At 39.6% G+C, this 19,498-nt stretch carries 26 protein-coding genes and 1 riboswitch; of the genes, 22 read left to right on the plus strand and 4 right to left on the minus strand.

The annotated features are described in order from the left end of the window. Positions 1-50: 50 nt before the first annotated feature. The 22 genes from CSV63_RS03075 to CSV63_RS03175 all read left to right on the plus strand — a co-directional run bounded on the left by CSV63_RS03075 (position 51) and on the right by CSV63_RS03175 (position 14,819). Positions 51-611, plus strand: coding sequence for a hypothetical protein (locus CSV63_RS03075; RefSeq protein WP_099694500.1), 561 nt, complete (start codon positions 51-53; stop codon positions 609-611). Between the two features lie 91 nt (positions 612-702). Continuing rightward, positions 703-888 carry a hypothetical protein gene (locus CSV63_RS03080; protein ID WP_099694501.1) on the plus strand — a complete coding sequence of 62 codons (186 nt, stop codon included), beginning with the start codon at positions 703-705 and terminating at the stop codon, positions 886-888. A gap of 76 nt (positions 889-964) precedes the next feature. Beyond that, the gene (locus CSV63_RS03085) at positions 965-1,318 is read left to right on the plus strand and encodes a hypothetical protein (protein WP_099694502.1); all 354 of its coding nucleotides are present in this window, start codon (positions 965-967) and stop codon (positions 1,316-1,318) included. 3 nt (positions 1,319-1,321) lie between these two features. Next, positions 1,322-1,591 carry a holin gene (locus tag CSV63_RS03090; protein WP_099694503.1) on the plus strand — a complete coding sequence of 90 codons (270 nt, stop codon included), beginning with the start codon at positions 1,322-1,324 and terminating at the stop codon, positions 1,589-1,591. Between the two features lies 1 nt (position 1,592). Next, positions 1,593-1,715, plus strand: coding sequence for a hypothetical protein (locus tag CSV63_RS16875; RefSeq protein WP_255408900.1), 123 nt, complete (start codon positions 1,593-1,595; stop codon positions 1,713-1,715). Further along, positions 1,708-2,508: an N-acetylmuramoyl-L-alanine amidase family protein gene (locus CSV63_RS03095; protein ID WP_158233900.1), complete on the plus strand. Its 801-nt coding sequence runs from the start codon at positions 1,708-1,710 to the stop codon at positions 2,506-2,508. The genes CSV63_RS16875 and CSV63_RS03095 overlap by 8 nt, the downstream gene beginning before the upstream one ends. 254 nt (positions 2,509-2,762) lie before the next feature. Continuing rightward, positions 2,763-3,095, plus strand: a complete 333-nt coding sequence (locus CSV63_RS03100; RefSeq protein WP_233191940.1) for a type II toxin-antitoxin system RelE/ParE family toxin — start codon at positions 2,763-2,765, stop codon at positions 3,093-3,095. Then, a complete protein-coding gene (locus CSV63_RS03105) occupies positions 3,088-4,191 on the plus strand; it encodes a HigA family addiction module antitoxin (RefSeq protein ID WP_099694506.1) in 1,104 nt (367 codons plus the stop codon). The genes CSV63_RS03100 and CSV63_RS03105 overlap by 8 nt, the downstream gene beginning before the upstream one ends. Positions 4,192-4,272: 81 nt before the next feature. Next, positions 4,273-4,494: a transcriptional regulator gene (locus tag CSV63_RS03110; RefSeq protein WP_233191932.1), complete on the plus strand. Its 222-nt coding sequence runs from the start codon at positions 4,273-4,275 to the stop codon at positions 4,492-4,494. After that, positions 4,491-4,829, plus strand: a complete 339-nt coding sequence (locus tag CSV63_RS03115) for a YolD-like family protein (RefSeq protein WP_099694508.1) — start codon at positions 4,491-4,493, stop codon at positions 4,827-4,829. The genes CSV63_RS03110 and CSV63_RS03115 overlap by 4 nt, the downstream gene beginning before the upstream one ends. Positions 4,830-4,906: 77 nt before the next feature. After that, complete coding sequence (locus CSV63_RS03120) at positions 4,907-5,209, plus strand: hypothetical protein (RefSeq protein WP_099694509.1); 303 nt, start codon at positions 4,907-4,909, stop codon at positions 5,207-5,209. A 172-nt stretch (positions 5,210-5,381) separates the two neighbouring features. After that, positions 5,382-6,467, plus strand: coding sequence for an MBL fold metallo-hydrolase (locus CSV63_RS03125; protein ID WP_099694510.1), 1,086 nt, complete (start codon positions 5,382-5,384; stop codon positions 6,465-6,467). Next, positions 6,464-6,706 (plus strand): DUF3006 domain-containing protein, encoded by a 243-nt coding sequence (locus CSV63_RS03130; protein ID WP_099694511.1) that lies wholly within the window; start codon positions 6,464-6,466, stop codon positions 6,704-6,706. The genes CSV63_RS03125 and CSV63_RS03130 overlap by 4 nt, the downstream gene beginning before the upstream one ends. 289 nt (positions 6,707-6,995) lie before the next feature. Beyond that, positions 6,996-7,271 carry a competence type IV pilus major pilin ComGC gene (gene comGC / locus CSV63_RS03135; RefSeq protein ID WP_099694512.1) on the plus strand — a complete coding sequence of 92 codons (276 nt, stop codon included), beginning with the start codon at positions 6,996-6,998 and terminating at the stop codon, positions 7,269-7,271. Beyond that, positions 7,258-7,716 (plus strand): pilus assembly FimT family protein, encoded by a 459-nt coding sequence (locus tag CSV63_RS03140; RefSeq protein ID WP_099694513.1) that lies wholly within the window; start codon positions 7,258-7,260, stop codon positions 7,714-7,716. Before comGC ends, CSV63_RS03140 begins: the two co-directional genes overlap by 14 nt. Further along, complete coding sequence (locus CSV63_RS16335) at positions 7,709-8,008, plus strand: hypothetical protein (RefSeq protein WP_143565380.1); 300 nt, start codon at positions 7,709-7,711, stop codon at positions 8,006-8,008. Before CSV63_RS03140 ends, CSV63_RS16335 begins: the two co-directional genes overlap by 8 nt. Further along, the gene (gene comGF, locus CSV63_RS03145; protein ID WP_158233902.1) at positions 8,005-8,439 is read left to right on the plus strand and encodes a competence type IV pilus minor pilin ComGF; all 435 of its coding nucleotides are present in this window, start codon (positions 8,005-8,007) and stop codon (positions 8,437-8,439) included. The genes CSV63_RS16335 and comGF overlap by 4 nt, the downstream gene beginning before the upstream one ends. Positions 8,440-8,601: 162 nt before the next feature. Further along, positions 8,602-9,108 carry a shikimate kinase gene (locus tag CSV63_RS03155; protein WP_099694515.1) on the plus strand — a complete coding sequence of 169 codons (507 nt, stop codon included), beginning with the start codon at positions 8,602-8,604 and terminating at the stop codon, positions 9,106-9,108. Between the two features lie 134 nt (positions 9,109-9,242). Further along, positions 9,243-9,335: riboswitch (glycine riboswitch) on the plus strand. 163 nt (positions 9,336-9,498) lie between these two features. Continuing rightward, the gene (gene gcvT, locus CSV63_RS03160; RefSeq protein ID WP_099694516.1) at positions 9,499-10,599 is read left to right on the plus strand and encodes a glycine cleavage system aminomethyltransferase GcvT; all 1,101 of its coding nucleotides are present in this window, start codon (positions 9,499-9,501) and stop codon (positions 10,597-10,599) included. A 20-nt stretch (positions 10,600-10,619) separates the two neighbouring features. Further along, positions 10,620-11,966 (plus strand): aminomethyl-transferring glycine dehydrogenase subunit GcvPA, encoded by a 1,347-nt coding sequence (gene gcvPA / locus CSV63_RS03165; protein ID WP_099694517.1) that lies wholly within the window; start codon positions 10,620-10,622, stop codon positions 11,964-11,966. Further along, on the plus strand, positions 11,959-13,446 hold the full coding sequence (gcvPB, locus tag CSV63_RS03170) for an aminomethyl-transferring glycine dehydrogenase subunit GcvPB (RefSeq protein ID WP_099694518.1): 1,488 nt from the start codon (positions 11,959-11,961) through the stop codon (positions 13,444-13,446). Before gcvPA ends, gcvPB begins: the two co-directional genes overlap by 8 nt. A gap of 536 nt (positions 13,447-13,982) precedes the next feature. Continuing rightward, complete coding sequence (locus CSV63_RS03175) at positions 13,983-14,819, plus strand: malate synthase (RefSeq protein ID WP_099694519.1); 837 nt, start codon at positions 13,983-13,985, stop codon at positions 14,817-14,819. A 402-nt stretch (positions 14,820-15,221) separates the two neighbouring features. Here the strand turns inward: CSV63_RS03175 and CSV63_RS03180 are convergent, their stop codons facing one another. From CSV63_RS03180 to queC, 4 genes are all read right to left on the minus strand, one after another. Next, positions 15,222-17,288 (minus strand): catalase, encoded by a 2,067-nt coding sequence (locus tag CSV63_RS03180; RefSeq protein WP_099694520.1) that lies wholly within the window; start codon positions 17,286-17,288, stop codon positions 15,222-15,224. Between the two features lie 279 nt (positions 17,289-17,567). Beyond that, positions 17,568-18,056, minus strand: coding sequence for a preQ(1) synthase (gene queF / locus CSV63_RS03185; protein WP_099694521.1), 489 nt, complete (start codon positions 18,054-18,056; stop codon positions 17,568-17,570). A gap of 14 nt (positions 18,057-18,070) precedes the next feature. After that, positions 18,071-18,631, minus strand: a complete 561-nt coding sequence (locus CSV63_RS03190) for a VUT family protein (RefSeq protein ID WP_099694643.1) — start codon at positions 18,629-18,631, stop codon at positions 18,071-18,073. Beyond that, positions 18,631-19,296 carry a 7-cyano-7-deazaguanine synthase QueC gene (gene queC, locus CSV63_RS03195; RefSeq protein WP_099694522.1) on the minus strand — a complete coding sequence of 222 codons (666 nt, stop codon included), beginning with the start codon at positions 19,294-19,296 and terminating at the stop codon, positions 18,631-18,633. Before queC ends, CSV63_RS03190 begins: the two co-directional genes overlap by 1 nt. Positions 19,297-19,498: the final 202 nt, after the last annotated feature.

Here is a 19,498-nt window from a genome sequence, read left to right on the forward strand (position 1 = left end):
AGGATTTCTTCCCCTTTTTGTCGAACTATGGATGAAAGGGGGAGATTTCAATGACAAATCTATCGGAAATACATTTACAACCTTATATAAAAGAAATATTAACCAACGCTCATTGGGCACTTTCCTTGATTGAGCAAGGAGACAAATTTAGTATTGTAGATTACGAAAAAGTAAAGTATTACTCACTTGCTGTGAATACAGCAGATCTGGTGGGACAATTAGCTTGTTTTACAACAGCCAGAAGCGGTAAAAATAAAACTCAAGCCGTGGAAAGATTACGCGCCTTGGAAAATAGTTACCCTGGTATTCCTCAACCACCTGATAGTGCCAAGAGTATTAGAAATACCATTCATCACTTTGACGAAAGAATGGATGATTGGATTTTCGAGCAGCTGAAAGTGAACGATGGAAGTTATGCCTATGTAACAGATTCAGCTGGCAACTTAGAAGGATTTGCTTCAAAAGATTTAAACGGTAAACCGTTTAACTTCGAAAGACGAATGTTAGATGCGAATGAATTTCTATATTGGGATGAAATCATAAAAATTGATGAATTGAAGAAGTGGTGCGAGGAAATAGTTTCGCATTTTTCTCAAGTGAATCCAAGGTGATATGTCATATTAGGAACATTATGTGCCGCAACAATAAATAAAGGATTACCTCCTCATCTGTCGAATATTGGAAGATAGAGGAGGGGATAAAGTGTTTCATTTCAAGGTGAAATATGCAAATTTACAGCAACCTGGTCACGAATTTTGGGCGAATGTAAGTCTTGCGGAAGATTACGAAGACGAAGATGAATTAGGCACAGCTTTACAGCAAGTGATTGCAAAAGAAGCAGGAATAATCATGCGCGAAATTGTAGTGTTGCAAATTGCTCATAGATGATAAGTTGTAAAATGAGGAACGTCCACCCGGGCGTTCTTTTTATTTTATCAGAAAAGAAAAGGGTGTGGGGTGAGATATGACGCAGCAAGAAGTGGAGGAAAAAAGCATGGAAAGTATTGTGCAAGACCATGAAAAGCGAATTCTTGAACTCGAAAACAGCTACAGGGAAGTCAAAAAAGAAATTACAGTTGTTCAGACTTCTCAATCTAAAATTGAAAATATGATATATAGCCAAAATACCGAGCAAAAAGAATTAATCAATCGCCACCAGAACGAGCAACGGCAACTGCTTGATACACTATTGGGGCACACGTTAGGAATTAAAAAAGAAACAAATAAACAGAGAAAAGACATCCTCATTGCCTTATTCGGCGGTGGTGGTGTCTTCTTTTTATTAATCGAAGCACTTCAAAAATGGATAGGAGGATAAATCATGACAGAAGTATTAATATTCGCAACGGTGCTTGCGCCGATAATTTTAGCAGTGGTGCAGTTGGCCAAGAAAACAGTTGACTTTAAAAACAATCTAGTCTCGCTCATCGCGTTTGCGGTGGGTCTTTTTGTTGGGGCGGCAGCTGCGCCTTTTACGGATCTCGATATCGTGCTGCGCTTGTGGGCAGGTGGACTAGCGGGATTGTCGGCAACTGGATTGTTTGAGTTGATGGACAATCAGGATGGTACTACAAGAGAGGAGGGTAAATAATATGAATAAAACAGAATGTGTAGTGTGTGGAATAGAAATAGAAGTACTGGAACGATTTAATGGTGAAATGATGTGCGAGGAATGTTATCAGAATCCAGAAAATGAGGTGTTTGGCGATGAGTAAAATTTTTATCGATCCAGGTCACGGTGGCCATGATCCCGGCGCTGTTGGAAACCGTTCACGAGAGAAAGACAATGTACTAAAAGTTGCTTTACGACTGAAGACGATTCTCGAAGGTTATGGACATGAAGTGAGACTATCACGTTCAACTGATGTATTTATTCCGTTGGGAGAGCGTGCGAGACTAGCAAACGCTTGGGGAGCCGATTACTACTTCAGCTTACATGACAACTCGGCTACAGCAACAGCAACAGGTTTCGAGACGTTCGTCTATAACGGTAGTGTTAGCGCCGCTACAACAAAAATACAGAACGCTGTACACAGTTCAATCGCTAATCAAATCGGAATTCGTGATCGCGGTAAAAAGAGAGCAAACTTCGCGGTTTTGCGCTTAACACATATGCCGGCTGTTCTCGTAGAGTATGCGTTCATCTCTAATTACAGCGATGAAACTATCTTGATTGACGAAGTTGAGAAGTTGGCATTACTGACAGCGCAAGGAATCGTTAACTATGCAGGAGGTAAAAAGGATGTAGCGGCAGTGCCGAATAAGCCAACCCCTAAACCTGTAGCAAAAACAGAGAAGCTTACAATCGAGTTAGAATTTACGTCTGGTACATTACGTAAGGTAGTCGAAACGTTCCTGGGGAGTAAATTACAGCAGGAGATTGCAGTTAATGCGGCATCGGAACGCGGATATTCATCATCATGGGTTAATAAGCAAACAGATGGGGCCGCGGCAAACGGTGATTTAGTTGCACTGATGATTGGTGCTGGGGTTAAAGAATTTAAATAAGAAGCAACTGGCCATGCAAAGTTAAAGCGACCTATCCTTAATTGGACAGGTCGCTTTTTTCATTTATTCGTAAAACAACTATAAGATTTTCTGTATAGCAGAACCCTGATCGATTGGATGAGGTGTTTTAAAAAAGTAAAATGCATGCATTCTAGAATAAAAAAATGTTTAATAAGCATCATATATGGTATAGTAGTAAAAAAGCCGTTAACCTATTACGTTAAACGAGCCTATGGGTTGGTGATTCCTTGGAAGTGTACGTCAGTACAAAAAAACTGAAAAAAATACTTGATTCTCCAAAAGCGATGAATAAAGAATTTCCCTCTAAAGTTGCCGATGCGGTTAGATTACGTTTAACTCAACTGAGAGCTGCAGAAAATTTGAGCCAAATCACTCATCATCCTCCGATGGGACTTCATAAACTAACAGGGAATAGAAAAAACCAGTTTGCAATTTGGGCGAAAGAAAAATATAGGATTGTTTTTCATGCGTTGGACGAGGAGGATCAAATCATCAAGGATCTAGACGTCCCAAAGGATACAATCCAAAAAATAAAAATTATTGAGGTGGTGAATTACCATGTCTAATCTGAATATTTTTGAACCAGATTATATTGTCCCACCGGGAGAAACAATCAATGAATTGTTGGAGCATTATAATATGACCCAAAAAGAGCTATCTCAACGTATAGATCTCGCTCAAAAGACAGTTAATGAAATAATTAAAGGAAAAGCCCCAATTACCTATGAAACTGCAGGTAAATTAGAAAATGTATTTGGAATGGAGGCCTCCTTCTGGAATAACTTAGAGAAAAATTATAGGGAGCAACTCGCAGAAAGAGATAAAAAAGAGCAACTTGAAAGTCAAATAGGGGAATTAAAAAAATTCCCAATTAAAGAATTAGTAAAAAATAAATGGATAACTTTGGACAAGGGAACTGCCGAAGAAAAAGTAGATAAGCTATTAAAGTTTTTTGGAGTATCATCTTTCGATACACTTGGAAAGTTGCTAAATGATAACAAGATAATAGAAGGTGCATTTAGGATCTCTCCAAGTCATAACATAGACGAAGAAGCATTGATGTGTTGGATACGTAAAGGTGAAATTGAAGCAAGCAAAATAGCTACTGCTCCATTCTCCAAGAAAAAAGCTCTTGAAAGCTTGGATGAGTTAAGAAGCTTAACATTAGAAATAGATCCCGATATATTTCTTCCTAAGATGCAACAGATATGTTCGGAATTCGGAGTTGCGTTAGTGTTTATACCAGAAATAAAAGGGAGCAGAGTTAGTGGGCTTACAAGGTGGCTTACTCCAAAACCAAAAGCAATTATACAACTTAGTTTAAGATATAAGGTTCATGACAGCTTATGGTTTACTTTCTTTCATGAGTTAGGCCATGTTATTTTACATGAAAAAAAACCATTCGTTGAATTTGGAAAATATAAAGAGGACCCTCGAGAGAGAGAGGCTGATGAATTTTCATCAGAATTGTTAATACCTAAAAAAGAATTGACTGCGTTTATTGAGAAGGGGATAAGTCGCAATAAGATTAAAAATTTTGCAAACGAAATTGGTATACATCCAGGGATTGTGGTAGGACGTCTTCAAACCCTTAAAATTATCGCCTGGAGTCAATATCAAGATTTGAAAGTTAGATACGAGTGGAATGAAGACGAAGTATAAAAAACTCCCTTCAGGGAGTTTTTTATTTACTTTACAAACGAACGTACATTCCTTATAATTGGATTAATGAGGAGAACGCTTGTGCTGAAAACGTTGGAAGATGCGATGGAATATGGTGAAACCCTAGAAATCATGTGCATGGCCAAGGATGGCTCAATCAGCAAAAGAAGAGTCAAGGTGCTGCAAGTTCGAGAGACATCTTTCCGCGCCTACTGTTTTCTTAGAAGGTCCAAACGAACCTACCTTACCGACAATGTATTAGTAGCCGTCCCCGTCATGCATAAAGAAAGGGTGGTCATATGATAGAAGGTAACCGTGACCGCGGCAAAATAAAATGGACTTCGCTCATGCTGCCCGAACACTTAGAGCGACTACGTAAATGGCAGGCAGAGGACGATTATATTGATCAACCACAGCTGGACCAGTTAGACTGGGACAACATCCAAGAAACATTAGAAACCGCCCTCAAGCGACAGTGTGAAACAGAAATCAAAATCTGGCAGGATGGCAAGATTGTTTACCATCAGGGCAAAATAAAAGAAATCAACATACAGAGCAAAGCTGTAATAATGGAAGATCCATTCGGAAAAGATCGAATTCCCGTAATTAAAATCGTTAGTACTCGTTGTTTGAATTAAAAATGCGGAATATTTGGAGAAATAAAAGGATATCACCGAAACCTGTCGAATTTAATCATTCATAAGGGGGAGATATTATGAAGATAGATATACCAAACCATCTAAAACACTTGGATTTCCTAGACGTGATATTTGACTCGAGGAGTCCGATGTTGATTCTTGCACTGGGAGAAAATATTAAAACCAAGGGAGAGAAACCGGCAATCATCAGACTGTACTTATGTATGTCTAAAAAAGGTGAATTTATAGTTCAATGTGAGCTGGAAGCTTTTCAGTTCGGATCAGCAGATGCAGCTGATAGTTTTTTAAAGAGGTTGCCCACGATGAACGCCATAGAATTGTTGCTGTTAAAAGCAAAGATTCCTGCGGCTATTAAATAATCAAAAAGTAGTTTGACGCATTGGCCAGATTAGATGAGCATTTACTCTTTATAAGGGTAGTGCTTTTTTGTCTTTTGGATCGAATATCAATTAAAATATATCAGAAAAATCATCTAGACAATATACTTTTGTCATACTATGATTACAATAGTATGACAAAAGGAGTGTTGAAATGAAGAAATTAACAATGATTATCATGACTATGGTTCTAGCCATCAGTCTGCTGCCTGTCACTTCAGACGCAGCAACAAAAGAGATGAAGGTACATTTCATCGACGTAGGACAAGGGGACGCAGTATTAGTCCAGTCTCCAAACGGTAAAAACATGTTAGTAGACGGTGGTCCGAAGGCTGCTGGAAGTAAAGTAGTTTCATTTTTAAAAGAAAAAGGCGTTAAACGTTTGGATTACGTGGTAGCGACGCATCCAGATGCAGACCATATTGGTGGATTGGAAGCTGTATTAAATGCATTTCCGGTAACAAACTTTATCGATTCTGGTTATGTACATACGTCACAAACGTACTATAATCTGTTGACGCTAATCGACAAAAAGAACATTAAGTTTACAGTTGCAAAAGAATTGGACAAGTTGGCACTTGATCCACAGTTGATTACGCGGGTATTGTATGCGGACGAAGAAGCGAAAGATAGTAATGCAGCGACTATCGTGTTAAAAGTGACGTACAACAAAGTGTCCTTTTTATTAATGGGTGACGCGGACACAACGATTGAAGACTACATTCGCAAGAAATATGATGTAAAAGCAACGGTCCTTAAAAACGGTCATCACGGATCTAACACGAGCAGTTCAGCGGCGTTTATCAGCAATGTGAAACCAAGCGTAGGCATCTTGTCTTATGGCAAAAACAATAGCTACGGACACCCACATGCTGCTATTGAAGCGCGTTTGAAAAATGTTGGAGCGAAGACTTACAAAACACCTATTCATTGTAATATAACGGTGACGACTAATGGCGCAAAGCATTCGGTAACAAATAGTTGTGGCAAGGGATCTACTCCTATTGCAAAGCCATCTAAGCCGGTGGCGAAGCCAAAACCAACTAAACCTGTAGCAAAGCCGACACCAGTCAAGCCTAAGCCGGTACCATCTAAACCGGTTACAAAACCTGTCACACAGACTAACTTTAAAAACTGCACAGAGTTACGTAAAGTTTATCCTAACGGAGTTGCAAAAGGACACCCAGCATATCAATCCAAGATGGATCGAGATAAAGACAACTGGGCGTGCGAGCGATGAGTATAAAATACACGCTGGACAGAATTGAAGAAGGAATATACGTGTTTTTAGAATATCCTGAAGAAGAGAATCAACTACTAATACCAGTTGATCAAGTAGATGAAGTTTTTCATGAGGGTGATATAGTCTCTATCAGCTCAGAAGGACAGCAATACAAGATTGAGCTGCTGATTGATGAAACGCAGATCACTCGTGAAAAAGTGAATAATCTATTAGAAAGACTAAAGAATAAAAAATGATGATAAAACAGCCGCCGACTCTATTGAGAAGGTGGCTGTTTTAATTTTTGGATACAACAGAAAAACGGTACATTATATAGAAGGTTCTTGATAAAATGTGGTCTTTTTTTAGGGGACCACATTTTAATACTGCGGAATGTGGTCTTTTCCGGTGGTCCACTCACATAAAAACCACAGAAATATACACGGACAGATAGACACAGCAAATAAAATAGATAAAGAAAGTGATTTACACTGCTTTAAATCAAGCTTTTAGACAGACTGAAAACTACAGGAAAAGCTGTTTTAAATGATGATCGTGTTGCTAATCATTACTGTATTAATCTTAATTGCTATCCCGAATGTCACGAAGCATTCCAAATCGATAGATGAAAAGGGCTGTGAAGCATATGTGAAAATGGTTGAAGGTCAAGTACAAGCCTATAAGATGGATAAAAAAACGATTCCAACGATTTCATCGCTAACTTCAGAGGGCTACTTACCGACTGAACCTGCGTGTCCAAATGGCAGTACAATCTCGATCGATTCGGAAGGAAAAGTAAAAGCTGCGAATGCCGGAAACTAAACGTATTTTCAATAGCCAGTATGGTTTCACCTTATTGGAACTCATTCTGGTCCTATCGATCATGATGATTTTGACAGCCGTCATTCTTCCTTTTAGCGAAAAACATCTGACAAAAGAATCCGAAGAGGATGCGCTGAAGCAATTCATTGCTGCTGTACATGAGGCGCAGTTATATGCAATGACACATAAAGCGAGTGTTGTTGTGACGTTCAGCGATAGTGGAACAACGTATAAGGTAGAAACAATGGATGGGACGGTAACGGTAAGGAGTGGGATGTTTCCTGATGGCATGCGTATGACGAAACAATCTCCGTTTAAAAGATTGGACTTTGCTGAAACAGGATATATGGTTAAGACAGGGAAAATGTATTTTTCTACACAAAGCAGAGGACTATTATTCCTCTCGTTCCAGTTTGAAAGAGGGAGGATGATAGTCAATGAATGAGAAAGGTCAGTCCTGGCCTGAAGCGATGTTGTCACTAGTCATTATTATGGTGATCTTCTCATCTCTATTACCATTGGCCACCAGTATCACTTCGTCTGTCACAGCGAAAAAACAAACAATGATCGCAGCCCAAACGATCTATCAAGCAGCGATTTTATATAAATCATTGGGACAAACAACAGGATACAGATCACATGAAGAACTGCACTATAATTGGACGGTTAGTAATGGACAGATTTGTGTTTCCTATGAAATACAACAAATCGAAAATCAAAAATGTGTGAGTTTATGAAGCGATTGGATGAAAAAGGATATTCATTAGTTGAAAGTATCATTCACTTACTTATATTCATAATGCTAATCCAATTTACAGTTCTGTTTTTCTACTGGAAAGCTCCTGTCGAGAATGTTTATCAAGGAGATCTACTTGGTGAGTGGGAGTTGTTTTCATTGGAATTACAAGAATTGTTGGAAGAAGTAACTAGAGTAGAAGAAGTAAAACCTACGCTCATTACGTTCCATACCCAAAGAGGAAAGATTACTATACACCAATACGATACAATGCTTCGCAAAGTTGTAGATGGAACGGGGCATGTTCCCTTGTTGGTGAATGTGAAATCCAGTAAATTTACTGTGAAAGATAGCGAATTGAAAATTGCTGTCGAAATGAAGGACGGTATGCGTAAAGAAAGGACGTTTGTCATTGGATTATATCAAGAATGAGAAGGGAGGATCATTTATTTTCGCGATTGTCCTATTAATTTGTGTAAGTCTCTTTCTTTTCTCCCTCGTTTCATGGCATGATAGTATCTACAGAATATACGACTGGCTCGAAACCTATTATGAGCGTAAAGCAGTTGAATTAATGAAACGGGATGGATGAAAATGAAAAGGATATACTTAGTAGGATTTATGGGATGTGGAAAAAGCGCAATCGGTAAACGGCTGCATACGTTAACAGGTATTCCGTTCTTTGATATGGACCATGAAATTACAGAACAAATGCAAATGACGATTCCTGAAATATTTGATCAGTACGGTGAACTGTACTTCCGACAGTTGGAAACAGAATTTCTCGAAAAATTCCCTGAAGAGTATTGTATTGTGGCGACCGGTGGGGGTGTTGCAATAAAAGAACAGAATATTCAACTGATGCGTGAAACGGGTATCGTGTTTTTCCTCAACGCATCATTCCGTGATATTTGGCGAAGAATCTCAACTGATGTCAATCGTCCGATAGTACAACAATCTTCGCGGGCAGAATTAGAAGCCCTTTATAAAAAACGCAAATCGAAGTATTTACAGTCTGCCCATTTCACTGTGGAAACAACGGGAAAATCTTTAACGGACATTGCAGAATATATTATCTTTCAAATTGAAAGATACCAATAACTTATTTAAAAAGCGAATGATTTAGTTTGTGGTTGAGCTATCATTCGCTTTTATGCGTTATTAATAAATAGATTGCGCTTACTTCTCTAAAATGTTAAGATATCAGTGAAGAAAAAATTAACTCAATAATGCGAATGATTGTATGGGGAGAGCGCGCATTAGGCGCCGCCGAAGGAGCAAGTAACGAATGTTATGAATCTCTCAGGTAACAAAACGCATACATGACGCATCTCTGGAGAGTGCTGAGTAATCAGCGGCCGAAGAAAGTATGGAAACTGTAAAGCTTTCAGGCAAAAGGACAGGGGTTCTCTTTTATAGGAGACCCCTGTCCTTTTTTTGATGAAGTACATACTGATCGTTCCTTGATCAGAACAAAAAGGAGGAAACAGTTTGACAAATCAATTATTGCGTACACCGTTATTTGAAAGTTATAAAGAGTACGGGGGTAAGACCATCGACTTTGGCGGCTGGGAGTTACCGGTGCAGTTCTCTAGTATTAAAGCGGAACACGAAGCTGTTCGGACAAAAGCTGGTTTGTTTGATGTCTCGCATATGGGTGAAGTGTTTGTCAGTGGTAGCGGAGCACTCGATTATTTGCAGAAGCTTGTGACGAATGATGTTTCCAAACTGAAAATAGGCCAAGCACAGTATACAGTGATGTGTAATGAGCAAGGTGGAACGATCGATGACTTTTTAATTTATAAATTAGAGGAAACGCGTTATTTATTGGTAGTCAATGCAACGAATATTGAAAAAGATGTAGCTTGGATGAAAAAACAACAGACCGACAATGTTGTCATTGACAACCAGTCTTCCAATTACGCGTTACTAGCATTACAAGGACCGATCGCTGAGTCGGTATTACAAAAACTGACGGATGAGCCACTTGAAGAAATCAAGTTTTTCCGTTTCAAAGAACATGTTCAAGTGGGCGGAGAAAATGTACTCGTTTCACGTACTGGTTATACGGGAGAAAATGGATTTGAGATCTATGGTACACCTGAAGCAATCCAAAACTTGTGGACAAAAATTTTGCAAGAAGGCAAAGAAGACGGTGTCGTACCTGCAGGTCTTGGTGCACGGGACACATTGCGCTTTGAAGCAGGTTTACCTCTTTACGGTCAAGAATTGAGAGAGGATATTTCTCCATTAGAAGCAGGGCTTGGTTTCGTCGTAAAAGTGAATAAAGAAGAGGATTTCATTGGTAAAGATATTCTTGTGAAGCAAAAAGAACAAGGTGTAGAACGTAAGCTAGTTGGACTGGAAATGATCGATAAAGGAATTCCACGTACTGGTTATAAAGTATTTGTAGGTGACCAAGAGATCGGCGAAGTCACAACGGGTACGCAATCTCCTACATTAAAAAAGAACATCGGTTTTGCGCTTCTATCTACAGAGTTCACTGAGCTTGGCACGGAAGTGGAAGTGGAAATCCGCGCGAAACGTCTGAAAGCAAAAGTCATTGCAACACCTTTCTATAAAAGATCATAAGTGAAAAGGGGTAAAAAATTATGAAGCATCGTTATCTACCTATGACGGAGCAAGATCAGAAAGATATGCTAGAAACAATTGGAGTTTCCTCTATTGATGAACTTTTTTCGGATATTCCAGAGAAAGTACGATTTAAAGGGGAGTACCAAATTAAACCGGCTAAATCCGAAACATCTCTTTTAAAAGAACTTGGACGTTTGGCTGCGAAAAATATAAATGCTCAAGAATATGCTTCGTTCCTAGGAGCGGGAGTCTATGATCACTATCGTCCAATTATTGTAGATCATGTCATTTCACGTTCTGAATTTTATACGGCTTATACACCATACCAACCCGAAATTTCACAAGGCGAGTTACAGGCGATTTTCGAGTTTCAGACGATGATTTGCGAATTGACAGGCATGGAGCTAGCGAACTCTTCCATGTACGACGGAGGCACGTCACTTGCTGAAGCAGGGACACTTGCTGCAGGTCATACACGCCGTAAGAAGTTACTTGTATCTGCTACGGTTCACAACGAATCACGCGCTGTTGTGAAGTCATACGCAGACGGGCAGTACATTGACGTGGTAACGATTCCACATACAAACGGTGTAACAGATATCGATAAACTCAAAGAAATGATTGATGATGAGACTGCGGCAGTGCTCGTTCAATATCCGAACTTTTACGGCCAAGTAGAAGATTTACAAGTAATCAGCGATATTGCACATGAACATGGGGCACTATCGATCGTCTCAGCGAATCCACTTGCACTTGGACTCTTGACACCACCAGGCGCGCTTGGAGCGGATATTACGGTTGGAGATGCACAACCATTCGGAATCGCGGAATCATTCGGTGGGCCACACTGTGGGTATTTCGCAGTTTCGAAAAAATTGATGCGCAAAGTTCCTGGTCGTCTAGTTGGTGAGACGAATGACGATCAAGGGCGTAGAGGATACGTACTGACATTGCAGGCGCGTGAGCAACATATTCGTCGTGACAAAGCGACATCCAATATTTGTTCGAACCAAGCGCTGAACGCTCTTGCGGCATCCGTTGCGATGACGGCTCTTGGTAAAGAAGGAATTAAAGAAATCGCTTATCAGAATATCGCGAAAACAGCTTATGCGAAACAAGCATTTGAGAAAGCTGGATTTGAAGTGAAATTCGGTCCTGCACATTTCAATGAACTCGTGGTCGATTGTAAAGCGCCTATTCAAGATGTCAATAAACGCTTGCTTGACCAAGGAATTATCGGTGGGTATGATCTAAGTCTCGTAGATGAAAGTCTAGCGAATCACGCACTGATCGCTGTAACAGAACAACGTACGAAAGAAGAAATCGATGCATACGTGCAAGAACTGGAGGCTATCCATGCATAAGGACAATCAATCACTCATTTTTGAACTATCCAAACCCGGACGAATCGGTTATAGCTTACCTGAATTAGATGTGCCTGAAGTAGATGTTACGTCCATTTTGTCTCAAGGCGTAATTCGTAAGGAAGACGCAGAACTGCCTGAAGTATCTGAGTTGGACATCATGCGTCACTACACTGCGTTGTCAAACCGTAATCATGGTGTCGATACAGGATTCTATCCATTAGGTTCTTGTACGATGAAATACAATCCGAAAATCAACGAAGCAGTTGCCCGTTTCCCAGGATTCGCACGCGTTCACCCGCTACAAGACGAATCTACGGTACAAGGTGCACTCGAAGTTGTATATGATCTGCAACAACATTTAGCGGAAATCACGGGTATGCCACAAGTTACATTGCAACCTGCAGCTGGCGCACATGGCGAGTGGACAGCATTGATGATGATCCGTGCTTTCCATGAGGCGAACGGTGATACGCAGCGCACGAAGGTACTTGTTCCAGACTCCGCTCACGGAACAAACCCAGCTTCTGCAACGGTTGCTGGCTTTGATACAGTAACAGTGAAGTCGAATGAAAAAGGCTTAGTAGATCTTGAAGATTTGAAGTCAAAAGTAGGTCCTGATACAGCGGCATTGATGTTAACGAATCCGAATACGCTAGGTCTTTTCGAAGAAGATATCTTAGAAATGGCGGCAGTCGTTCACGGAGTCGGTGGAAAACTCTATTACGACGGCGCGAACTTGAATGCGGTTATGTCCAAAGCACGCCCGGGCGACATGGGCTTTGATGCGGTTCACTTGAACTTGCACAAGACGTTCACAGGTCCTCACGGCGGTGGGGGACCAGGTTCAGGTCCGGTAGGTGTAACAGATGAATTGGCTGCATTCATGCCAAAACCCGTTGTTCAAAAAGTAGATGATCGCTTCGTGTTGAATTACGACGTGCCACAATCTATTGGTCGTGTGAAGCCGTACTACGGAAACTTCGGTATTTACCTACGTGCGTATACGTATATTCGTTCAATGGGTCCCGACGGCTTAAAAGCTGTAACGGAATACGCAGTACTCAATGCGAACTATATGATGCGTCGTCTAGAGCCATACTTCGATCTTCCGTATACACAGCACTGTAAACACGAATTTGTTTTGTCAGGTCGTCGTCAGAAGAAACTGGGTGCACGTACACTCGATATGGCGAAGCGTTTGCTAGACTTTGGTTATCATCCGCCAACCATCTATTTCCCGTTGAACGTAGAAGAGGCTATAATGATCGAGCCGACAGAAACGGAATCCAAAGAAACATTGGATAACTTCATCGATGCGATGATTCAAATCGCTAAAGAAGTAGAAGAGAATCCGGAAATCGTTCAAGAAGCACCACACACAACCGTTATTGGCCGTCTAGATGAAACGAAGGCAGCGCGTAAGCCTGTGTTGCGTTATATAAAAGAACAGTCACCAGTAGAAGAAACCGTACAATAATAAAATGCATGAAATGGAGCGCCGCTGAAAGTTAGCGGTGCTTTTTGAATTGAAAATACTGTAGCACTCTAATCACTCTTTCGTTATACATAGTGTGTTTGAAGAATACTATATTAAGAACCAATAGATCATCGGAAGAGAAATAATGATTTAATTTTTATACGCTGTAAACCCTATGGTTTATGAAGATATCTCGCGGCACGTGTGGACTACATATGGATACCAATAAGAATAAAACTAGCTCTCAACATAGTCTCGTAAAATTAAAATCGTATATTATACGATAAACAAATGATCAATGTCAACCATAAATTTGAGAAAATTCGAATTATGTGTTATACTGTATATGTACAAGTAAACAGGACGGTATGGAAGACGCCTGCGCACTTATTCCAGTTAGGAATGAAGGGCGTATTTTTTTGAATTTGAAAAATGGGTGGTTGTATTTTAATGAAATAATAGGTGAAAACACGGATTACGTTAATTAGATTACCTGTAAAGTAGTTACCAAAGAATGTATAGGAGGAGATTGTCTAGTGAATTTAATTAATGAAGAAATTACTCATAACGTGTTTGGTGAAGGGAATATTGTGGAACACGAGGAGTCATTTATCACCGTTGACTTCAATAAAGATCGTAAAAGATTTGTCTATCCGGATGCATTCGAGAATTTTATTACGCTAAACAATCGAAGTATGGCAGAGTCTTTAGAGAAGGTCTTCGTAGAACGAAGAGCAGAAGAGAAAATATTGGAAAAGAAGCGTAAAGAAGAGAAGGCTATTCAGGCGCTTGAACAGCAACGTAGGGAAATATTAAAAAACAATAAAATTCATGAAAGTTCACAAATTGTTTTCTGGTTAGATAAAGAAAGACAGTTTGAAGTATTTAGCGATTGGGAAATTTCTACTGGAAGCATACAAAGTGGGAAGAATAAAGGCTTACCCAACCCAGTAACTCGTTTGCGTCCGAACAGTGCGGGTGTTCTGACAGTGAGAACTTCAGATCAAGTGGAAACGGAAAGAACGATTACGGGTCTTTTCATGGTTGGTGATACGTTTACGGGAAGTATCGGCGAAGATGGTTTGGTGCCTACACACCCTGAATATAGAATTCAACTCACAGAAGAGGAAGCCGAGAAAATGCTTTTCTGGAATTACTATAAAAATAAGAACTATCCTGAACGTACATCATGGAATTCAGGTACATTCCGTTACTTTGATAATATTTGGACTGCTCAAATTGTAAAAGATATTATTGCGTTAAAGACGGATGAAGAGCAAATCAAAGAAGCGCAAGAATTTTTGAACTATTTCTGCAAATTAAATGCCATTGACATAAACAATATTCCGGAAGCTGAAGGTGTTTTACGTTAATAAGTAAAATGACTTTGAATGGAATACTTTATTCAATTACACATAAAGCTACCAGACACGAGTGCGCGATGACGAGCCGGTACCTGGTAGCTTTTCACTTTTTAAAATTGTTCTATTGATATAGCATCCAACAGACTGAGAAAACTAGATCAAGTGATTAGCAATATACAGCGTACAGAATAAATAGTGATTATTGAAGAGTTTCATTGTGGATCGTCTTGTCTTTTAATTTCCCAGGTAATGAACAGCGTTGCATATATTAGCGCAAAAGAAGCGAGAGTTCGTACGCTACAGAAATGATTAAGTGACTTTTTCATGATGTTGTTTTTAAAAGGCGGATGAATAAATTTAAATACAAAAAGCGTCACTCTAAATGAAGAGTGACGCTTTTTGCTTTACATATTAGTAAATATCTCGTTCCCAAAAACGTTGCTGTGTAATGGCGAGTATAAAATCATCACTAAACGTAGCGTTATTTTCTCCAAGTACAATACCCGGTCCCTTTTTTGCGTCAGATGCTGTGAAAATAGTATTTCCGGTTTTGGCAACGCCAATCGGTTTATAATGTCTGAATGCCTCATTGATGAAATAGACACTATCCGCATTGAACTTCGCTTGATTGGCTGCGTTTCCGCCTACTACATAGAGAGCGTCGAATAAAACGGGTGCTGTAGTCATAAACGTTTCATTGATATGAATCTCTAATCCGTTCTTACCAGTTACCGTACCCAGCTTCTCACCGATCGTATATGCCCACACTCCATACTTTGCTAGATGTTCAATTGTTGACTTCACTTCTTCGTCAGAGAAACCGTCACCAATGAGAATACCGACCTTCAAACTGTATGGATAGCGGGGGGTATTTTCTTGGCTCAGCGCAGGGGATGACTCTGTAACATTGACTTGTTGACCAGTAGGCTTATTCACTCCAACATTGTTTGCGATGAGTGTAGCCATTTCCTGATCGACGTTTGCGAACATATCCACTACTTGTTGTCTAACACTTATACTATTCACTTTTCCGACTTCAAAGCTGAACGCGTTAATAATATGTTGTTTTTCCGGTGGTGACATACTATTCCAGAAAAGTCGAGCTTGAGAAAAGTGATCTTTGAATGATTCGCTTCGTGCTTGAATAATTCGCCCTTCCACTTTTTCAGCATAGTGAACAAATCCGCCTTCTATTGCTGTGGAAGTGGAAGGTGTATTATCAGCCAAGGAATTTTTATGATAACTTACTTTGCCGACATCAATCCGCTGACGATTGAATCCATTTCTCTGATTGTTATGGAATGGACATACTGCACGATTAATCGGAATTTCTGTAAAGTTTGGTCCACCGAGGCGGTACACTTGAGTATCGAGATAAGATAAGAGTCTTCCTTGTAAAAGTGGATCATTAGTGAAATCTATACCTGGCACTACGTTACCAGGATGAAATGCCGCTTGTTCAGTTTCAGCAAAGACGTTCGTGACGTTTTGATTTAACGTCATTTTGCCAATGATTTTAACAGGCACTATCTCTTCTGGCCACAGCTTTGTTGCATCGAGAATATCAAAGTCGAACATGAATTCGTCTTCTTCTGCAATCAATTGGACGCCAAATTCATATTCAGCAAAATAACCTTTATCAATACAGTCCCATAGATCTCTGCGTTGGAAGTCCGGATTTTTTCCCGCGATTTTTTGTGCCTCATCCCATACTAATGAATGAACGCCCAGTATCGGTTTCCAATGAAATTTTACGAAAGTGGCTTTACCTTCGCTATTAACCAACCGAAATGTATGGACACCAAAGCCTTCCATCATTCGCCAACTTCTAGGAATCGTGCGGTCTGACATTTGCCACATGACCATATGGGCGGATTCTTGATTGTTTGCTATGAAATCCCAGAAGGTATCATGGGCGGAAGCTGCTTGAGGCATATCAGTGTCCGGTTCAGGTTTGACTGCATGCACGAGATCAGGAAACTTCATACTATCCTGAATGAAAAATACAGGTATATTGTTTCCTACTAAATCGTAGTTTCCTTCTTCTGTATAAAACTTTACCGCAAAACCTCGTACATCTCTTGCTGTGTCAACCGATCCTAAATTTCCGGCTACGTTAGAAAAACGAGTGAAAACGGGTGTCTTCTGTCCTGCTTTCTGGAGAAAGTCAGCTGTTGTATAGTCTTTCATTGATTCATATAACTCGAACTCACCATGTGCTGCATATCCTCTTGCATGAACAACTCGTTCAGGAATCCGTTCACGGTCAAAATGCATGAGTTTTTCTTTTAAATGGATTCCTTCCATTAATGTCGGTCCACGTACTCCTGCTTTTAAAGACTCCTCATCATTGGACACTTTCACTCCTTGATTGGTCGTAAGCTTTTTCCCTTTATTGTCCACTTTGAATTGATCCAACTGCTGAATTTTTCGATTCTGTTTTCTATTTATATTTTCGTTTGCCGATCCATCCTTCACGAAATCTCCTCCATGTACTGGTATAAAATGATGAATACTTCACGTCCCATTTACACCGTATGTGTAAGCGATGATGAAAATTACGATAGTGTATGTGACGAGAGTAAAACTATATACATTTTAATGAAAGAGCTAGGAATGGATGTAAAATATTGTTATGTATATCATGTGTTTTGCATTGTATGGCAGTTTTTATATGTGTTCCGCTCTATTTTAAGACAAATAGTAAAATGCCAGGCACGGAGACAATGTTGAATTGTCTGTGCCTGGCGTGGAAAATTATCTATTATCTATCTTTTCGGGATATATATCATGTTGGAAAAGTCTTTCTTTCGCCATTTGTTCAAAATACGTTCCAGGCTTTCCGTAATTACAATACGGATCAATTGAAATTCCACCGCGTGGGGTGAACTTGGCCCATACTTCAATGTATCGTGGATCCATTAAATGAATTAAATCTTTCATAATTAGATTTGCACAATCTTCATGAAACCCTGGATGATTACGGAAACTGAACATATAAAGCTTTAACGATTTACTTTCTACCATTTTTACATCAGGAATATAGGATATATAGATGGTAGCAAAGTCAGGTTGGCCAGTAATTGGACACAGGCTAGTGAATTCAGGAATATTAAATTTAACAAAGTAATCATTGTCTTGATGTCGATTTTCAAATGTTTCTAAAATATGAGGATCATATTCATAGTTGTATTTTGTCTCTTGATTGCCGAGTAATGTAAGGTTGTTTTTATTGTTTTCTAGCATTTTTCAAACCCCTTTTAATGTACTTCTGAAACATTTGGTTCATATATATTTAGCTTCATCACAACTTGTCTAATTCCACCCGCAACAATTAACTGCATCAACACTTTCGCTATCCATTGTCCGAGTATGGCAAATGGAACTAATTCCCACGGTACGAAGTGAAGCCCTAGTGGACCGATACCAATAATTACAAATAAACTAGAGTCTAAAAATCCAGCGACAACACCCGAAAATAGTACTCTCTTTACAAAAGGGAATTTAAAACGAGTGTAAATTTCCGTATCTGCTGTTTCTGAAACAATAAAACTAAGTGTACTTGCAAAGACGATCCATAATTGATCCCCTAATAAATGACTTGTAAGAGCAGATAATAAAAGTGCGACTCCAATCAATAGGTATGTTTGTTGTCTACCGAATCTATTTTGAACCATATCTCTCATGACAAGTGTTAATCCAATGAACAAAGTACCGTAAGGAATAATGAGTGGACCTAGTTCAAGTGGTGCAAATCGTGCAAATCGTGCTGTAATGACATTAGCAAGAATAATGGATAATAAATAAATCGTAATGCGGATCATGAGGCATGTTGTCCTTGTAAGTATTTCGCTAGTCCGTCATTTCTCAGCTTACAAGCGGGGCATTCTAGGCAGCCATCGGCAATCACACCGTTATAGCAAGTTAATGTGTTGTCTCTTACGTACTCCAACCGACCCATTTGATCCGCTAATTTCCAAACTTCTGCTTTGTCTTTCCACATTAAAGGAGTGATCAAATCAAATGTATAGTCCATTGCTAAATTCAACGTCGTATTTAACGAACGAATGAACGCATCACGACAATCCGGATAGCCGCTGAAGTCCGTCTCGCTTACACCGGTTATAATCGCCTTCGCGCCAATTGATTTAGCATAGATTGCTGCAAATGAAAGAAATATATGATTCCGTCCTTCAACAAATGTATTGGGGACACTTCCTTCTTCTGCTTCAATTTGCATGTCGCTTCGGGTCAAGGCGTTCGAGGTTAACTGATTGAGAACATCCATTTGAATGATTTTCTGTTTAACCCCTAAGTCATTCGCGATCTTTGTAGCGCAATCAACTTCCGACTTATGTCTTTGCCCATACAAAAACGTGACGGTTTCTACTTCATCAAATTCTTCCATTGCCCATAATAGGCAAGTGGTAGAATCTTGTCCGCCACTAAATACTACAACTGCTTTATTCACTTTACATTCCTCCATAGTTTTGTTTTTAGAGGGGATGGTTACGAACCCTCTTTAATAATCGAAGCACCTTACCTACCTATAGCTAAGACACCTATGATTATCAATAGTTTAATATACACGTTACTTCTACTTTTCACAAGTAGATTGAGAATGCTAACTGTACGTGGTATCGTGAATAAATCGTAATGAAACATAAAATTGTATTCATATTACGTCG

It is taken from the genome of Sporosarcina sp. P34 (assembly GCF_002743375.1).
GTDB lineage: Bacteria > Bacillota > Bacilli > Bacillales_A > Planococcaceae > Sporosarcina.